The following is a 16,243-nucleotide window of genomic DNA, read 5'->3' as shown; positions in this document are numbered from 1 at the left end:
CTATTTCCGAGCTTCACAGATAGCCGAGCTGTTGAATAGTGATCGGCTCTGCGGTGATCGGGGGTGATAAATGGCCATTGACCTTATTGCGGCCTTCACTGAGCCGCCGCCGCCGGTTGATTACGTCCTTCCTAACATGGTTGCAGGCACCGTAGGTGCACTTGTATCGCCTGGTGGAGCCGGTAAATCCATGCTAATCCTTCAACTGAGTGCACAGATTGCCGGCGGCCCAGATCTGCTGGAAGTGGGTGAGTTGCCCACGGGGCCGGTAATCTATTTACCCGCCGAAGATCCACCCGCGGCTATCCATCACCGGTTACATGCCCTTGGTGCGCAGCTTACACCCGCGCAGAGGCAGGTTGTGGCTGACCACCTGCTGATCGAGCCACTGATCGGGAAATGCCCCAACATCATGGCTTTTGACTGGTTCGATGGCCTCAAGCGGGCGGCTGAGGGACGTCGTCTGATGATCTTGGATACTCTGCGCCGTTTCCATATCGAGGATGAGAACGCCAGCGGTCCCATGGCCCAGGTCATTGGCCGCATGGAGGCCATAGCCGCCGATACTGGCTGTTCCATCGTATTTTTGCATCATTCCAATAAGGGCGCAGCAATGATGGGCACCGGTGACCAGCAGCAGGCGAGCCGTGGTTCATCGGTGCTGGTCGATAACATCCGGTGGCAATCTTACCTGTCCGGTATGACCCAGGCTGAGGCTAATGAATGGGGCGTTAATGGAGGTCAGCGTGGGTACTTCGTTCGCTATGGCGTCAGCAAGGCGAACTATGGCGCGCCTTTCCAGGAGCGTTGGTTCAGGCGGCATGAAGGCGGCATCCTCAAACCTGCTGTACTTGAGCGACAAAAACATCCCGCGCCTACGAAGCTCAAGGCCGTAGCAAGGGGCGGTGATGATGACTGGTAACCGCGTTGCCCCGACCAGCACGGCATTGCAGGCCAGAGTAATGATCTATCAGCCTAGCCAGCGTCCCCAGGAACGAGCGGGACAGTGGATGGAAACCGACTTTGGTCGATGCCGAGTCACCGGCAGGCTTGGGCAACGCCACGCCGATATCGTGGAGTCCTTACTCTATGTTGCCGAACGGCGGCGCGAAATCTCAGATGGTGGCGTCGAGCTGCTGGTTGATCCGGCGAAACTGCGCCGGACACTATCAGACCGCCAGTACAGCCACGATCGCATCAAGAAGCTGCTCAGAGATTTGCGAGCTGCCACGGTAGAAATCGTGACGCCAGAGCTGGAGCAGAGTGGTGACAGCATCATCGGCGGTCTGATCGATCACATTATTCCGTCATCTATGACCCGCCGCGACCCCCTCACGGGCGGTGAGCGGCATTTGTGGCGTGTCCGGCTGGGCATCGCCCTGGTCATGCTGATGGAGAGAGACTTGTCCCTGTACTACTCACCGGCACCGATTGCCAGGTTGCAATATGGAATAAGCCAAGCGGTTGCTCGGCATGTACTCACCCACAAGAACAACCCAGTGGGCGGCTGGTATCTGGACACGCTGATTCGGGCCGTATGCGGTATTGCTGTGAGCAGCATGAAGGTGCGCAACTATCGGCGGAGAGTAAAAGAGGATGCCGGCGGGTTGACTGAAATCGGCATCGAGATAGATGCCACGAGTAGGGTAAGGCGTGTCACAGCGGCCCGATAGCGTGCCACAGCGGCCCGATAGCGTGTCACACCGGCCCGAAAGCGTGTCACAGCGGCCCGAATTTTCGGGTTTTCAGCAGGATATTCAGGATATCCAGGATATCCAGGCGGTGTAACCACCCGCTGGATGCGGGTGATTACACCTTGGGCGATAAAGCCTGAAGGCTTTATCGTTCGGCCTACGGCCGATGGTTGAACGCCAAAAAGGAAGGGCGCACCCCTGGCCTGTGCATAATCCCGCTGCTTGTTTTATCCAGCAGACAGCAATACGGCATGGGGAAATCGCGCCAATAATAATAAGAATAATATTATTATTCTTATTATTATTGATGGGTTGAGGCCGGTCTGATTCCGACGCCAGGGCGAGCATGTTCCTATTTTGGCGTTTAACGCCGGGCAGCGCCCGGCAGAGAGTGCCACCGTACAGACCGGGGGCCGATTATGCGTAGGGGGGGCCGATTATGCGTACCCCCCAAGATGACGGAATGATTCACTCGTTGCGTTCAGGCGTCGAGGTGACTGCGCTGATCATGGGGGCCTGGTCGCCATGAGACGGCTTTCATGATGACGGGGTAGCACACAGGCAACGATAGCCAGGCCACCCAGGAACCGTTAACAGCGAGCCCGACCAGCAGCAATGCGACTGCCAGCCAAGCTGCGAGATACCAGAGAGGGGCTTGCGGACGTTCATTGTTCATCGTTATGGCTCCCAGCGGGTGATCGATAAGGTACCTCCGCGCCGGCAGCCGCGCTGGCTGCCGGCTCGGAGGGGGTCCGATTATGCGTAGCCTGGGGGGTCTGATTATGCGTGTCGTTTTCGTTAGTAGTCGGTGCCCCACGAATAGTCCCCTTCAGGCCATCGGACTGGCCGATGCTCTGCTGACCACCCGTATGGGCAGACTCGCTGCCGCCTTCCGCCATACCGAGCCGTTCAGCCCGGAGCTTCTGCGCCATAGAACCGCCGAAGGAGCCGTGACTGGCGTTGTAGTCACCCATGATCTTGCCACCCATGGTTTCACCTGCTGCCTTCGTCAGGTTCTTCATGGTCTGTCCAGCGTGAGCCGTGCGCCCAGCACCCAAAGCGGCACCGCCCGATGACGGGGCGGTGCCCGGCATAGGAAGAGGCCCTGTTCCACCACTTGGCGAACCACCTGCTGGACCGCCCAGGAAGGAATTACCACCGGGCGACCCACCACCTGGAGTTGCCGCCGAGGCGAGCGCTCCACCGCCACCGAGCTGTTCACCGGCCAGCTTGGAGGCTTCACGCACGGCCATAGCGCCGCCCGCAGCGCCTACAGCAGCACCTACCGCTACAGACCCGGCAGCCCTTGCCATGCCACCTACTGACGGCGTTGCACTACCGAGAGAAGCCCCGTTGATGATTCCCTGCACCGCATCTGGAATCATCTTTACCAGAATAGCCATCATCAACAGCACACCGATAATGGCGAGAATGGCCCGGAACGACTCGTGATCCTGATTTACTGCCCACTGGTGAATGAATTGTTCACCCGCGCCGATGACCAGGAACATGACATAGAGCTTGGCACCGATGCTGATGGTGTAGGTGATGTACTTTTTGGCGTAATCCACCGTCCACTGCGAACCGCCAAAACCAAGAAGAACGATCCCCGCTGCCGTGACCACGTACATTTCAGCCAGCACGAAGAAAGCATAGGCGGCAATCAGCGTGTACAGGATCACAACGGGGAGCGCCAGGATGGTGTAAGCAATCCGGCTTAGGCCACTGCCTGCCGAAATAACATCGCCCCCAAGGGTAAACCCGCGCTCCAGGATCTCTGGAACACTCAGGCTCAGGTTGGTGCTGGTAGCCTGGCCACCTATCCAGATCCAGCCCCTGATCATGGTCTCGGCTAACTGTTGACCTCCCTGTATCAGGAACAAGAAGAATCCAGTGAAGATCACTAGCCGGACGAACTCCGCCACAAATTCACCCAGGTCAGCATTTCTCAGTACCATCTGGCTTGCTGACCAGGTATAGGAAATTACGGCAAGAGAGAGCAGCAACCAGGTCGCCACTTGCTGCAAAGGGGCATACCATAGTGCCACTGAGTCTCGGAATCCTTGCTGAAGCTCACGGATTATGTCCCCATCGGCGGCAGCAACTGGCCCACAGAGCAGTAGCAGAGCAGCAGGAATGACTAGATACAACCAAGGTTTCATCGCTCGTTACTCCCATCTCCTGAGCCGAATAGATCATCTTCAGTGATTGGTCTTTGAGCGGAAGGGGCGTTGTCACGCGGTATAGTGGCGCGCTCCCAGGCGGCATCCTCTTCGGCCTTGTCGAGTTTCCATAAAGCTGCGGCGGTGGCGATGCTCGCTACTAGGCCAGCAATGACAATCAGAGTCTTGGTACTGCAGCTCATTACTCACTCCTCAAAATAGATCGTCCGCATGGATAGGCTGTTGACTGTCGGGGTCGTTGTCGCGTGGCGCAGTGGCGCGATGCCAGGCCGAGTCATCTTCCGCCTGACGATCCACCTGACCGCCTACATGCGAGGCCTGTAGCTGAATTTGCGCCATCTGAAGTTGCCGAAGTTTCTGAAGTTGCTCCACTTGCAGGGCTGCGATAGCACCACCGGCTTCCAGTAATTGCCTTTCGCCTCTAGCGCTTTCTATTTGGTGTTCAATCGCTCTCAATGCGGAGTCCTCACGCGAAAATTGTGCGGCCTGCAGGCCAGCCGCTCGAAGAGCGCCCCGCACGCTATCGTGGTTTGTCTGTGACCACTCCCGATAACGAACCGAATAGTCCTCATGGCTCCCTTTATTGCTTTGGGCGTAATAGTCGAAATCTCTATATCCTCGCTGGTAGTCTTCATCAACCTGGCCTGAGCTATAGGCAATGGCTCGTCCGGTGGCGACGATGTCAGCAAGATCTTGAAGGTCGGAAAGCGCCTGTTGCTTGATATGCTCCGGAAGACTGAGAAAGTTTTCGTACATGATTTCATATTGGCGGATGGTATATGCAAGATTCTCAGATTCGCTGATGGCAACATCAATTAGCTCCGCATTATTGAGAAGCTGAGTGGGTTCAGTCGCCCCGGTAAATCCGCCTCCTCCTGATACCGCTTGGCTGGATTGAGCGGTGAGGAATATGAAAGTTAGTGCGGTGATGAGTTTTTTCATGGTCCACTACTCCCGATTAGCTTTCTAATGTAAACAGTGAATTGATTGTATTTAATTGGCATCTCACCTTTTTTATGAAGGTGCTCCCAGATGTCTATGGCGTTATATCCATTGTCTAATGCTTCCTTAATTTCCTCCTTGTATTTGAGAAAAGCATACCGTCCATGCGTTTTGGACTTCTCTTCTCTCCTCTTCTTTAAGCCTTCGATCAGGTCCATGTCGATTATTCCTGGGCTACAGGTGTGATGTGGAGTTGGTTTGCCTGGATTTATTTTTTGATTGGTTTTTGTGTCGTTGTCAAGGACGGCTTTGTTTAAATAGAAATTTGGCGAAGTTTGCCGCATCTTGTGTATATTATGATTCCTGAGATGTGTGTTTTGGTGCAGTAAGACAGTGGCGAATACTCAGTTTGAATATTTTGATGCATGACCAATGGAACATGGTGCAGGGGTTATGCAATACATTGATTATGCGTTTCGATGTGGACATAGTGAGCATCGTTGTAGCTGTGTTGCAGCGAGGGAGGCGGGCAGGATGTGTATTTGCTATACCGCCGCAAGCGTCGATCTAGCAAATACCCACAACTTACTCGCCTGTCGGCTCGACGCATCCTGCTCTCCGAGGGTGTTGCTGTCGCAGCCAGCGGCTACCGCCGCATTAGCAAAGGATAAAGGATATGGGTAACGAAACCAGGAAGATAACCACGCATATCATGGTCCGTGTTAGTCCTGATGAAAAAGAAGCGATTGCACAGGCGGCAGGTCACGTGTGCAATTGCCTAAAACAAGCTGGTCGTCCTTTCCAGTGATACGTTTCACAGGTCCTAGCTATAGCGTCTGACCACCGGTCTGGTATCTTGCGCGTCTCTGGAGATCTTGGCCATCGGTTCCGCGTTAACCTGAGATAGTTAGTAGCCTCCATTGAGTGGTTTACAGCTTTTGGACCCACATCAGCACCGTTGCAAGCTTCCTTAAGTGCTGGAAATGGTGATCTCGACCAGCTTGGCCGTTCCTTCAAAATGCGATCAGTGATGGAGAAAGGCAGATCTGATGGACCTTATCGCACTAATTTTTCTCCTGAATGGTTGCCAAAAAAACCAGAACAATGTAGTCTATGTGACTACATTGTTCTTTCTGTGAGGGATACTGGATGGCTACCTCAATTCACTTTCCTGCATCTCAAGAGCCGGACGGTCAGCGGAAGGTGTTAAGACTCCGTGTTAATGATGCAGATGAAAATATCCAGCGTCAGATTGCAACTCTGTCGAGCTTAGAAATAAGAGAGCTTTTGGGAGTAACCTCTTACGAAGAATTACGCCTAAAAGCAGAGAAAGAGATGAGGAGCGTGAATTCACAGGTCTTGTCAATTCTTAGAAAATCGTTTAATAACAAAAAATTAGATAAAAAGAATAGTTCAATGGCCCGTGCTGGCACCTATAGTGGCGGCCGAGGAGACTTTTTCCATGATCTTTTCCCATATCTTGAAGCATTCTCTCCTCAGTTTGTAGAGGACCTTGCTAAAAAGTATAAGAGTGATGCAAGAATAATTCTTGATCCATTCGGCGGTTGCGGGACAACACCTCTAACTTTTACATCAAACAATGAAGGAAGAAAAGCTTATTACTGTGAAATAAATCCAGTTATGCAGCGTGTTATTGAGCTGAAAGAGTTTTTCCGAAACTTGTCAGAGAAGAAGCGGAGTAAGCTCAAAGAAGATATTGGAAAGCTTTCTGATTCATTTTATGAGAACTTTTCTTTCGTTTGCGAAGATGATTTGATAAAAGATTCCTATAGAAAAGTTTTTGAGGGATCTGACATATTTGAAGATTCAACCCTTAGTCAGGTTCTTAAGCTGAAAACTGAAATCATCAAGCTTCAGTGCACTAACGAGCCATTAGGTAATGCACTTGAGATTGCAACTTTGTCTTCTCTTGTTCCTGCTTCAAATATGCAGCGAGCAGGAGATTTGAGGCGTAAGCGGCCCAAAGAGCGTGAACGTATATCGGCTGATATTTATTATCATGTGCGACTTGCTCTAGAGAAAATTGCAAGCGGGATCAGTGATTTTTCATCGCAAGAGAAAATGTCAATTCTTTTGACGTCAGATTCTAGAGGTCTTTCTAGTATACCCACAGTTAATGCTGATATTGTTATAACTTCGCCTCCTTATCTGAATGGCACAAATTACTTTAGAAATACAAAGGTGGAGCTTTGGTTTTTAGGTGCTATCAAAGAAAAAGGTGACCTTGGAATCCTCCGGGATAAGGCGATAACGGCTGGTATCAACGATGTTCGTGGAATTAGGAGTAAGCAGAACCCTAGTGGTTTAGCTTTTGAAAGCTTATCGGAGTGTCTGAAAGGCTTGGATGAGCATGCATATGATAGGCGAATACCAAAGATGGTTCGTTGGTATGCGCATGACCTTAATCAAGCTTTGTCAGGGACTATCTTCCATCTGAAAAGTGGTGGAACAATTGCCATTGATATTGGGGATTCAGTTTATAGCAATATCAAAGTGCCTACAGATAAGCTTGTTGCAGAAATCCTAGAAAATAATGGCTGTCGGATTGTTGAAAATCTTTTGGTCAGAGAAAGGATGTCTCGAAGTGGTCAAAAGGTTAAACAAGTATGTATTGTCGCAGTTAAGGAGAAGGAACGATCTGCTGAACGTTATTTTGATAAGCAAAGTTCTTCATGGGTTGCATTCAGGAAGAAAGTTTCAGGTTTAAGCGATGCTTATAAGAAAAGGAATTGGGGCCATTCTTCTCACTCGTTATGTAGCTATCAAGGAAAACTGAAGCCAGCAATCGGTAACTTTCTTGTAGATTCGTTTGTCCCTTCTGAGGGGAAGTTTTTGGATCCTTTCTCTGGTGTAGGAACTATACCTTTTGAAGGGGCACTGGCTGGAAAAAAATCTTATGGCTTTGATCTTAGTCCCGCGGGGGTTGCCATCAGTCGTGCAAAAGTATGGGCGCCACGGGATGAAGAAGTAAAATCTTACTTTTTGCAGCTATGCAACTATGTTGAAAAGAACGCAGGACGGCAGAGCTTCAATCAGTGGTTGCCTGATTTTAATAAAAACCTTGTTGAGTATTATCATGAAGATACACTACGAGAGATATTGGCAGCTCGGGAATGGTTTGCCTTAAATCACCCTTGGAATCAGCCAGTATCTCTGCTCCTAGCTTGTACTATGCATGTACTGCATGGTAATCGTCCTTATGCACTAAGTAGAAGGTCGCATCCTGTGACGCCATTTTCACCCACTGGAGATTTTTTATATAAATCTTTAAAAGAAAAGGTGTGGCAAAAAGTTAGCAAGGTGTTAGGTTCCGAACTTCCTGAGAATTTTGTCGATGGTAAAATTTTTGAAACTGATGCAACAAAGTGTTGGCCAGAAGAAGTCGATGGTCTTGATGCGGTCATTACTTCGCCTCCTTTCTTTGCTTCTACCAGGTTTTATTCGGCGAATTGGATTAGGCTTTGGTTCTCTGGTTGGGGAGAGTTTGATTTCAAGGCTGGTGGTAAGCAGTTTTTAGAAACAAAGCAGTTAACTGATTTTGCTTGTTATGACAATATATTCAGGCAAAGTAAAGAGCGCTTAAAAGAAGACGGTGTTCTTCTTTTGCATCTTGGTAAAAGTAACAAGTGTGATATGGCTGATGTTTTATCAAAGCGTGCAAAATATTGGTTTTCTTCATCTGAGGTGTTTGATGAAGATGTAGCGCATTGTGAATCACATGGTATAAGTGATAAAGGAGGTGTGACTGACCATCAGTACCTTCTACTGTACTAATTAGGGGCGGGCCGGTAGGGTACTACCGGCCCTTCATGTTATAGTCTTTTTCCGTAACCTTTTAGCTGAGAGTTTGCGAGTTCAAGTAGATCTCGCGATATTTGATTTTCAACTGATGCAAAGAAATCAAATTCTGCAATGACCAATATTCGATTTCTCAGTCGAATGATTTCATCCATATACTTTCCGTGCTTCTGGAAAAGAGCCATTACATTTTCTGGCTTGGATAATATTTCGAGGGCTGCCGGGTTTATTTCAGGGTCGCCAGATAATTTTTGGTAGCTGATGCCAGTCTTGGCACTCAATAATCTGAGCTCCTTTTCATTATAAAACTTGCTTGGCCAGTTCCCTGACTTTTCCCCATTGTGTTTCTGGCAAAGTAAAGTTGCATTGTCGGTTGTCATTGGCCATAAGTAGAAGGCGGGAAGGGTATGATCTAAGTGGAACTCTCCAGATAGTGGATGTCCGCTTTCATCAAAAAGTTTTTCTCCGCATTTAAAGCATCTTCCCTCAAACCTTGCAAATATTGCCTTGGTGTCGATTTTTTGCGAGTGGCCTGCAATGTCGATATATAGCCGCCTTTTCTGTGCTGCCTCTCTATGCTGGTCAGAAATTCTCGTCTGATTTTTAATTAAGTTATACTGTGCTTTGCAAAGTCGGCACTCGCCTTGTCTTCCACTTTTTCTTGTCTTGTGCTTGTCAAAGAAGTCTAAAGGCTTTAAGGTGTTACATATTATGCAGTATTTAAACTTGCTTGCTTCCCTTACATAGTCGGCATGTAGTATTTCAAAGTCACCTGATTCTATAGTGTTTTTAAGCTCTTTAGTGTCCGCGTCGATCTCACCTAGTATATAATCATAAAATTTAGTTGAAGACCCTGATTCAAGAATATAACCACAGTCTGGGCAAATTATAGAAAAATCATCACCGACTTCTTCTTCAAGAGAAAATATGAATGATGTACATTCCGGATTCAGGCACTGAAAGCCTATAAATGTTTTATCACCCATGCCCCGAACATGATCCGCCCGAAGCTGATTTTCTTTGAATACCTTTGTATATGCACGTCTTCTTGACATATTTTCCTCTGCGTATTTGCAATAAAAAGCTAGCAAAATCGAGCTTCTATTTAGCTTTTTTGATCTCTCGTGTTGACCTTGCGCTGTCTTTGTGTTAAGTGCGTTTTGTTTGCAATTCGAGCCTCATCGGTACAGTACCGGTACACATATAAGCTTGCCATAGTATGCTTAGTTTTCGCTAACCTACTGATTCCAAAGAACTGTACCTTTCGCTAGATTTCGGTCATTTTTCCTTGTGTGTCAGTAGCTTATTGTTTTAAAAGCGAACTCATAATCCCTTGGTCGCTGGTTCGAGTCCAGCTGGGCCCACCAATAAAATCAAGTTCTTAGCGATTCTTGCTGGTGAGTCCAAGGACACATTTTCAGTATTGTGCCATCCTTCAGCCCCCTGGAGACTTTCATGGCCACCATCGTCAAGACCCCTGCCGGTAGCTGGAAAGCCGTTATCCGCAAGATCGGCTAGCCCGCCTTCGCCAAGCTCTTTGGCAACAGACGTGATATTCAGGACTGGGCACTCCGCACCGAAGACGAAATGGTGCGCGGTGTTTATATCCAGCGCAGTGCCTCGGAGCGGATGACCCTCGAAGCGGCTCTCAAGCGCTATCTGGCCGACGTCACCCCTACCAAGCTGCCCAGCACCCAAAAGAGCGAGCGCCACAAGGCCAACACGCTGGTTGAGCGCCTGGGCAAGTACTCTCTCGCGGCCCTGACGCCGGAACTGATCGCCAACTACCGCGACACACGGCTCAACAGCCTGGGGCGCCGGGGGCAGCCCATAAGCCCTAATACAATGCGCCTGGTGCCTACCTCAACCACTGACGAGCCCGGAATGGCGCCTCAATTTGACCTACAACCCTGTTCAGAACATCCGCAAGCCCAGCCCCGGGGAAGGCACGACCGGCTCCTGAGCGCTGACTAGGAGAAGTTGCTGTTCGCCGTGCTGCGTCAGCAACGCAATCCCAAGCTAACCAGAATCGCCCTGGAAACGGGCATGCGCTTGTCGGAGATCCTGCGCCTTACTCGCTCTCAGGTAGACCTGCATCGCAGCTTGGTCCGCCTTTTCGACACCTGAGAGCGAAGGATTTAGTCGAAAATCTTGACGGAATAAAATACGATCTATCATTCTGATGTGCCTTGTGTAATATCAGTAATCATTTCTTATTGATGCAGAGGGTATGATGTCTGGTCAGGGGGGGGCGAGTTTTTGGAAACGTCGAAAAAACGTCCGGTGGTAGCAACCATCGCAGTTTTGTTAAAAGGCGATAAAGTACTCTTGGTGCGTCGCTCTAACCCACCAGATGCCGGTCGATGGGGGTTCCCAGGTGGAAAAATTGAGCGAGGGGAAACTATTGAGGAAGCCGCGCTGAGAGAGCTTTACGAGGAAACAAACGTTACTGCCAACATGCATAGAGTATTCAATGCTGTCGATGTATTAGATTTTGATAAAGACGGTGGGCTTGAGTATCACTTTGTACTAGTGGCGGTGCTCTGTGTATGGGTCTCAGGTGAGCCTTTAGCAGGTGATGATGCACTAGAGGCCTGTTTTTTTAACTTGGATGATGTGAACGAAAATAACTTGGCTATTAGCTTAGACGTTGAGAAAGTGGCAAGGCAAGCTATGGAGGTGTACAAAAATGAGTTAGTAGAGTGAAGTTTGTTCTTTATTTTTTATTTTAAGTAAGTTGGTTTGAAGTCGTCGCTTGGTGAATTAATTTCTAGGGAGTAGGGAGGGATTATGGATAACAAGTATGGCTCTCTGGCCTCTTGGGTTTATCATGTGGACAAGCCTATTGGCCGATCTTTTGGAGATGTTGAGTTTTATTTGTCATGTCTAAAGGGTACTAGTGGGCCAATTTTAGAGCCTGCAGTTGGTAATGGGAGATTTCTTATACCATTGCTTGAGGCCGGTCATGTAGTCCATGGTTTTGATGCCTCTCCTCATATGTTGGATATCTGCAAGAAAGAGATTTCTATAAGAAATCTAGTAGATAATGTCAGCAAGAAAAATTTTGAAAATTTTGTCTACGGAGAGAAGTTCTCTGCTGTGGTGATGCCAGCAGGATCTATTCAGTTGATCAAGTCGCCTGTTGCATGCTTAGGTTTTCTTAAGCGCTTGAAAGATTGCTTGTCAGAATCTGGAAAGATTGTTGTAGATATAGACTCATTGTCTTGTATGATTGACTCTGGCCCTACGTCGCGTATGTGGGATTTAGGTATTGATATGTTGACTTTAACAGAGTCAAGAGTAAAGACCAGCTATTTGCATCAGACTACGGTTTCTCAATTGAAGTACGAGCACTGGAGTTCAGGAAGCTTGGTATCTTCTGAGTTGGAGACTTTTTCTCTTCGTTTTTGGGGTGTTTTTGAGTTTAAGAGCTTGTTGCATGAGGCCGGGTTTAAAGATGTTTCCATTACGTTGGACTATAAATATCCATTTTCGATGATTGATGGTGATGAGGCTTCAGGAGAAGTGATTACGTTTGAGGCTTTTTCTTAAGTATCTGAAAGAGCCTTGGGTCTCCCAGGGCTCAATAAAGCAGAGGTCGGATAGGAGGCTGTTTGAATTTTTTGACATTGAGTTTTTTCTAGGAAGATATTTTAAATATATGTGGTGGCCTCTACTCTAAAATGAGACTCCGCTGGAATAATAAAATCTCTGTTTGATCTATGCATTTTCTTTAAAAATTAGATGCCAAGTGGCTAACGGTAAATACCATCACACCTCATGGGGAGCTTGATCGTTTCGGCTCTCCTGGAAGCATGGCGACAACTCGCCATTGCGACAGACGGACCGAGCGAAGCGGAGGCTGGTCATCGCTGGCCGTCACCTCGACGAACTACAAGCGGCGGCGCAAGATCGCTGTGGCGCACATATGGGTGATGCCGCCGACGAAGCAGATCAAGGTGAAGGCGCCGGTGGTCCCATGCGCCATCTCCCAGATAAAGCCAATCAGGGAGACGCCAACTACTGCATAGTAGGCGATCGCCACGGCACGCTGCTGGATCAGCGCATGGCGTTCATCTAGAGGTGGATCCTGACTGAGTACCTGGACGATCTCGAAGCGTTGGCCATGGCGCATTACTGTCGCGTAGGCAAGCATGATCGCGAGCATCGTCACACCCTGGCCGGGAGCATCCGCCACCAGCCACGAGACCAGGAACATGGCCACTCCCAGGGCCACGCCAACCAGCGGCACGGCTATCGGCCGTCGTTGGACAGGGGAAGGGGTGGAAGAGTCAGGTCTCGGATCGGTCATCGAATACCTCCTCAACAGGTTTACCGAAGAACCTTGCCAACTTCAGTGCCAGGGGTAACGAGGGCACGTAGCGGCCGACTTCGATGGAGTTGATGGTGTTACGTGACACGCCCAGCGTATCGGCCAGGTCAGCCTGGGTCAGGCCTTGTGCCTTGCGCAGCACACGAATCCGATTTTTCATATGACAAGCATGCTTGTCATGGTGAGCCATGTCAACTTGGAAGGGTTTGCTGGTAATGCATGGCTCCAACCGCAGTAGGCTTTCTTGCATGGCATCGATTTTGTAGTTACGCCTGAGGTCGGTCACGCCATTGTTGTCGAGGGTTTCTCGCAGCAGCAGCGTACCGTGGTCGATGGTGGTTCGCCGGTCGCTCAGTTCGGATACGGTCAGAATCGTTGCAGGAGGGGAGACAGGTAGATGGACTTTCACCCATGGTGAGTGGTCCCCTTGAAACGTTTTCTTCTGGTAACATCATGATTTTAAGTTAGAAAATCAATCGCCACCTTCTTCTTCAGGCTGGTCTCATGCATAAGCCGAGTTGAAAATCTAGGGGCTTTCCTGTTGGGCGATCAGGGCATAGCGTGGGCTCGAAGCCCTGAATCTGTCACATGGCAAGAAGGTTGCAGCGTAACCTACCAATGGTATACTTACCTTTGGTAGGTTGTGGCTGAGTTCATACCGAAAAGCGTCATATCCCTTTAGATGAAAGGTTTGCCCTGCCATTTTCTGTTGAATGAGGTGAACGATGAAACCGGTGAATTTTGAAACGGCCGATGATCTTGCCATGCCTATCCTTAAGGCGTTCCAGGAGCGCTATGGAATGGTCCCGAACTTCTATGGGGCCTTGGGGATCGATGGGGCGAGCCTGAAAGGCTATCTGGCATTCGAGGAGGCGATTGAGGAGCGCTGCTTGTTGAGTGAGCGGCAGCGAGAGCTAATCTCCCTGGCCGTGGCCAACCGGAATGGGTGTCATTATTGTGTTAGTGGGCATACCTTTTCGGCTCGAAAGTTAGGAATGAGCCAGGAAGAATGCCGTGCCGCCCAAGGTGGCGAGGCTAGTGATCCCCTGGATCAGGGGATGCTCGATCTGGCCCTCGACGTGATGGAGAATAGCGGTGCTTGCTCCTCTGAGCGTAAAGATCGCTGTAGGGCTCTGGGTATGAGTGATGCCCTGATCATGCAGGTGGTGGCCTGGACGGGAATTAACAATTTCAGCAATTGGGTCAACAACCTAGTGCAACCCAAGATCGACTTCCCGAAAGTTGAGTTGACATCCGAATCCTGATTAAGCGAAGTGATGATGCGAAAGAGGCTTTCCAAGGACGAGCGACGACAGCAATTACTGGATCTGTCTCTGGTGATTCTCGAGCGCGATGGAGCGGATGTTCTTACACTGGCCACGCTCGCTCAGGAAGCGGGCGTGACCAAGCCTGTGGCCTATAGCCACTTCCAAAGTCGGGCCAACCTGCTCTACCAGTTATACGCTCGATTCGACCAGCGACTGGTCGACGTGACCCGCCAGAGGGTTGCCGGCCAGGCCCGTTCTCTGCAGGAGCGAGTGCACCATGTCGTGGCGCTTTATTTTGACTGTGTCAGACAGTGTGGTCCTCAGTATGAAGCCATCGTGTCGGCCTTGATGGCCTATCCCGAGTACAAGGATATTCGCACCGATATTCGAAACTCCTTCGTGCGTGTCTATCGGGAGCTTTTCTCGGACTGTGATACGGATGGATGCCTTAGCTACCGGCTGGTGGCGATATTTGGGGCGATCGAAGAAGTGGCGAAAGCCACGATGGAGAATCAGGTTCCCTATGATCAGGCTGTCGGGACCCTGGAGCGCCTAATCATCTCGGCTCTCCAGGAAGCGTAGCCACCGTCACAGACGGGCCGAGCGGAGCCGAGGCTCGGTATCGTTGGATGTCTCTTGCCGTCCCGGTAAGGCGCCTGACTGAGTGCCCGGACGGTCTCGAAGCGCTGGCCATGGCGCATCACTGTCGCGTAGGCCAGCATGATCGCGAGCATCGCCACCCCCTGACCGGGAGCATCCGCCACCAGCCACGAGACCAGGCACATGGCCACTCCCAGGGCCATGCCAATCAGTGGCACGGCGATGGGCCGTCGGCGGGCGGAGGCAGGGGGGAGGAATCAGGCGTTGGATCGGTCATCGGCGTGCTCCTTCTCGCCGGGCCTTCCAACACGCGTAGGCCACGCTTCGGAGCCACTTCCACGGCCGGCCGTCGATGGATACCAGCCCGAGGCCGATCAGCCCCATGCCGGCCAGGTGGCGCCACTCCAGCCGCTCGCCCAGCACGACTATTCCCAGCAGAATGGCGCTGGCCGGGATCAGGAACGTGACCAGCAACAGGTTCGTCGCCCCCGCGCTCGCCAGCAGGCGGAAGTAGATCAGGTACGCCAGGGCGGTCGAGAACAGGGCCAGGCCGACCACTGCCGACCAGGTAGCCGGCCCCGGCCAGGGCGCTTGCCAGAAGCGCTCCACCCCCAGGGCCAAGGGCATCAGCACCAGCGCCGAGGCCGTGACCTGGCCACTGGCGGCCACCAGGGGCGAGCAGCCCAGCCGGCGAAAGCGGCGCCCGAAGACCCCGGCAAAGGCATAAGAGAGGGCGCCGGCCAGCACCGCCAGCTGTGCCCATGAGTGGCTGGCGGTACCCGCGTGAACCTCGCTGCCCAGCATGTACACCACACCGGCGAAGCCGATGGCCACGCCCAGGAGGCGGCCTGGGGTGAGAGGCTCGTCGCGGGTGAGGACATGCGCCACGATAAGGGTGAAAAATGGCGTGGTGGCATTGAGAATCGATGCCAAGCCACTGGCGATATGCCCCTGTCCCCAGGCAATCAGGCTGAAGGGAATCATGTTGTTGAGCAGGCCCATGCCGAAGAAGGCGGCCCATAGCCCCGGGTCGAGTGGCATGCGCTGGCCCCGCAGGAGAATCCAGGCGTTCAGCGCCACGGCGGCCAGGCCCACTCGCAGGGCCACGATGGTGAGCGGCCCGAGGTCCTCGACGGCCACCCCCACGAAAAAGAACGAGCCGCCCCACAGCATCGACAAGCTCAGCAATAACGCCCACTCCATGGGCCCCATGGTTCGATCGATCGTCTTCATCGCGACTACTCCGGTCGGGGAAACCCTAGCAGCCTAGGTCAGTGAAGCGATGAGGGAACTTCGCTTCTTGCCCTGGAACTCGACGAGGAGGTCGTGCGACTCACTGTCTTGTTGGGGCCCTCCACTGGTGGTCGCTATCGGCGTGGTAGAGTGGCAGAGGGTCGAGGCCGT

General features: G+C 51.2%; 15 protein-coding genes. 8 read left to right on the top strand and 7 right to left on the bottom strand.

The window, feature by feature from the left end; all coding sequences use genetic code 11:
- Positions 1 to 70: 70 nt before the first annotated feature.
- Complete coding sequence (locus HPA02_RS08050) at positions 71 to 922, top strand: helicase RepA family protein (protein ID WP_146802646.1); 852 nt, start codon at positions 71 to 73, stop codon at positions 920 to 922.
- A gap of 88 nt (positions 923 to 1,010) precedes the next feature.
- A complete protein-coding gene (locus HPA02_RS08045; protein WP_244945888.1) occupies positions 1,011 to 1,673 on the top strand; it encodes an ABC transporter ATPase in 663 nt (220 codons plus the stop codon).
- A 686-nt stretch (positions 1,674 to 2,359) separates the two neighbouring features.
- On the opposite strand, the gene trbL is transcribed toward HPA02_RS08045, so the two are convergent.
- The 3 genes from trbL to HPA02_RS08030 all read right to left on the bottom strand — a co-directional run bounded on the left by trbL (position 2,360) and on the right by HPA02_RS08030 (position 5,037).
- A complete protein-coding gene (gene trbL / locus HPA02_RS08040) occupies positions 2,360 to 3,856 on the bottom strand; it encodes a P-type conjugative transfer protein TrbL (RefSeq protein ID WP_146802642.1) in 1,497 nt (498 codons plus the stop codon).
- A gap of 213 nt (positions 3,857 to 4,069) precedes the next feature.
- The gene (gene trbJ / locus HPA02_RS08035) at positions 4,070 to 4,819 is read right to left on the bottom strand and encodes a P-type conjugative transfer protein TrbJ (RefSeq protein ID WP_146802640.1); all 750 of its coding nucleotides are present in this window, start codon (positions 4,817 to 4,819) and stop codon (positions 4,070 to 4,072) included.
- On the bottom strand, positions 4,816 to 5,037 hold the full coding sequence (locus tag HPA02_RS08030; protein ID WP_146802638.1) for a TraK family protein: 222 nt from the start codon (positions 5,035 to 5,037) through the stop codon (positions 4,816 to 4,818). The genes trbJ and HPA02_RS08030 overlap by 4 nt, the downstream gene beginning before the upstream one ends.
- Before the next feature lie 931 nt (positions 5,038 to 5,968).
- Between HPA02_RS08030 and HPA02_RS18345 the strand changes: the two genes are divergently transcribed.
- Entirely contained in the window at positions 5,969 to 8,614 is a 2,646-nt protein-coding gene (locus HPA02_RS18345; protein ID WP_146802636.1) for a hypothetical protein, read from the top strand.
- A 38-nt stretch (positions 8,615 to 8,652) separates the two neighbouring features.
- Here the strand turns inward: HPA02_RS18345 and HPA02_RS08020 are convergent, their stop codons facing one another.
- The gene (locus HPA02_RS08020; protein WP_146802634.1) at positions 8,653 to 9,693 is read right to left on the bottom strand and encodes a hypothetical protein; all 1,041 of its coding nucleotides are present in this window, start codon (positions 9,691 to 9,693) and stop codon (positions 8,653 to 8,655) included.
- Positions 9,694 to 10,225: 532 nt separating this feature from the next.
- Between HPA02_RS08020 and HPA02_RS18425 the strand changes: the two genes are divergently transcribed.
- The 3 genes from HPA02_RS18425 (at position 10,226) to HPA02_RS08005 (ending at position 12,190) form a co-directional block, all read left to right on the top strand.
- Positions 10,226 to 10,612 carry a hypothetical protein gene (locus HPA02_RS18425; protein ID WP_244945886.1) on the top strand — a complete coding sequence of 129 codons (387 nt, stop codon included), beginning with the start codon at positions 10,226 to 10,228 and terminating at the stop codon, positions 10,610 to 10,612.
- Positions 10,613 to 10,897: 285 nt separating this feature from the next.
- A complete protein-coding gene (locus HPA02_RS08010) occupies positions 10,898 to 11,344 on the top strand; it encodes an NUDIX hydrolase (protein WP_146802633.1) in 447 nt (148 codons plus the stop codon).
- Positions 11,345 to 11,428: 84 nt separating this feature from the next.
- Positions 11,429 to 12,190 (top strand): class I SAM-dependent methyltransferase, encoded by a 762-nt coding sequence (locus HPA02_RS08005; protein ID WP_146802631.1) that lies wholly within the window; start codon positions 11,429 to 11,431, stop codon positions 12,188 to 12,190.
- Positions 12,191 to 12,530: 340 nt separating this feature from the next.
- Here the strand turns inward: HPA02_RS08005 and HPA02_RS08000 are convergent, their stop codons facing one another.
- Both HPA02_RS08000 and HPA02_RS18605 read right to left on the bottom strand, forming a co-directional pair.
- On the bottom strand, positions 12,531 to 12,950 hold the full coding sequence (locus HPA02_RS08000) for a hypothetical protein (RefSeq protein WP_146802629.1): 420 nt from the start codon (positions 12,948 to 12,950) through the stop codon (positions 12,531 to 12,533).
- Complete coding sequence (locus HPA02_RS18605) at positions 12,931 to 13,380, bottom strand: helix-turn-helix transcriptional regulator (RefSeq protein ID WP_371832421.1); 450 nt, start codon at positions 13,378 to 13,380, stop codon at positions 12,931 to 12,933. The genes HPA02_RS08000 and HPA02_RS18605 overlap by 20 nt, the downstream gene beginning before the upstream one ends.
- Before the next feature lie 316 nt (positions 13,381 to 13,696).
- On the opposite strand from HPA02_RS18605, the gene HPA02_RS07990 reads away from it, so the two are divergent.
- Positions 13,697 to 14,236: a carboxymuconolactone decarboxylase family protein gene (locus HPA02_RS07990; protein WP_146802627.1), complete on the top strand. Its 540-nt coding sequence runs from the start codon at positions 13,697 to 13,699 to the stop codon at positions 14,234 to 14,236.
- 12 nt (positions 14,237 to 14,248) lie between these two features.
- Positions 14,249 to 14,821 carry a TetR/AcrR family transcriptional regulator gene (locus HPA02_RS07985; protein ID WP_146802625.1) on the top strand — a complete coding sequence of 191 codons (573 nt, stop codon included), beginning with the start codon at positions 14,249 to 14,251 and terminating at the stop codon, positions 14,819 to 14,821.
- Positions 14,822 to 15,112: 291 nt separating this feature from the next.
- On the opposite strand, the gene HPA02_RS07980 is transcribed toward HPA02_RS07985, so the two are convergent.
- A complete protein-coding gene (locus tag HPA02_RS07980) occupies positions 15,113 to 16,072 on the bottom strand; it encodes a DMT family transporter (protein ID WP_146802623.1) in 960 nt (319 codons plus the stop codon).
- Positions 16,073 to 16,243: the final 171 nt, after the last annotated feature.

Source organism: Bisbaumannia pacifica, from assembly GCF_007989625.1.
Classification (GTDB): Bacteria; Pseudomonadota; Gammaproteobacteria; order Pseudomonadales; family Halomonadaceae; genus Bisbaumannia; species Bisbaumannia pacifica.
This window is presented reverse-complemented; position numbering and strand designations above follow the sequence as displayed.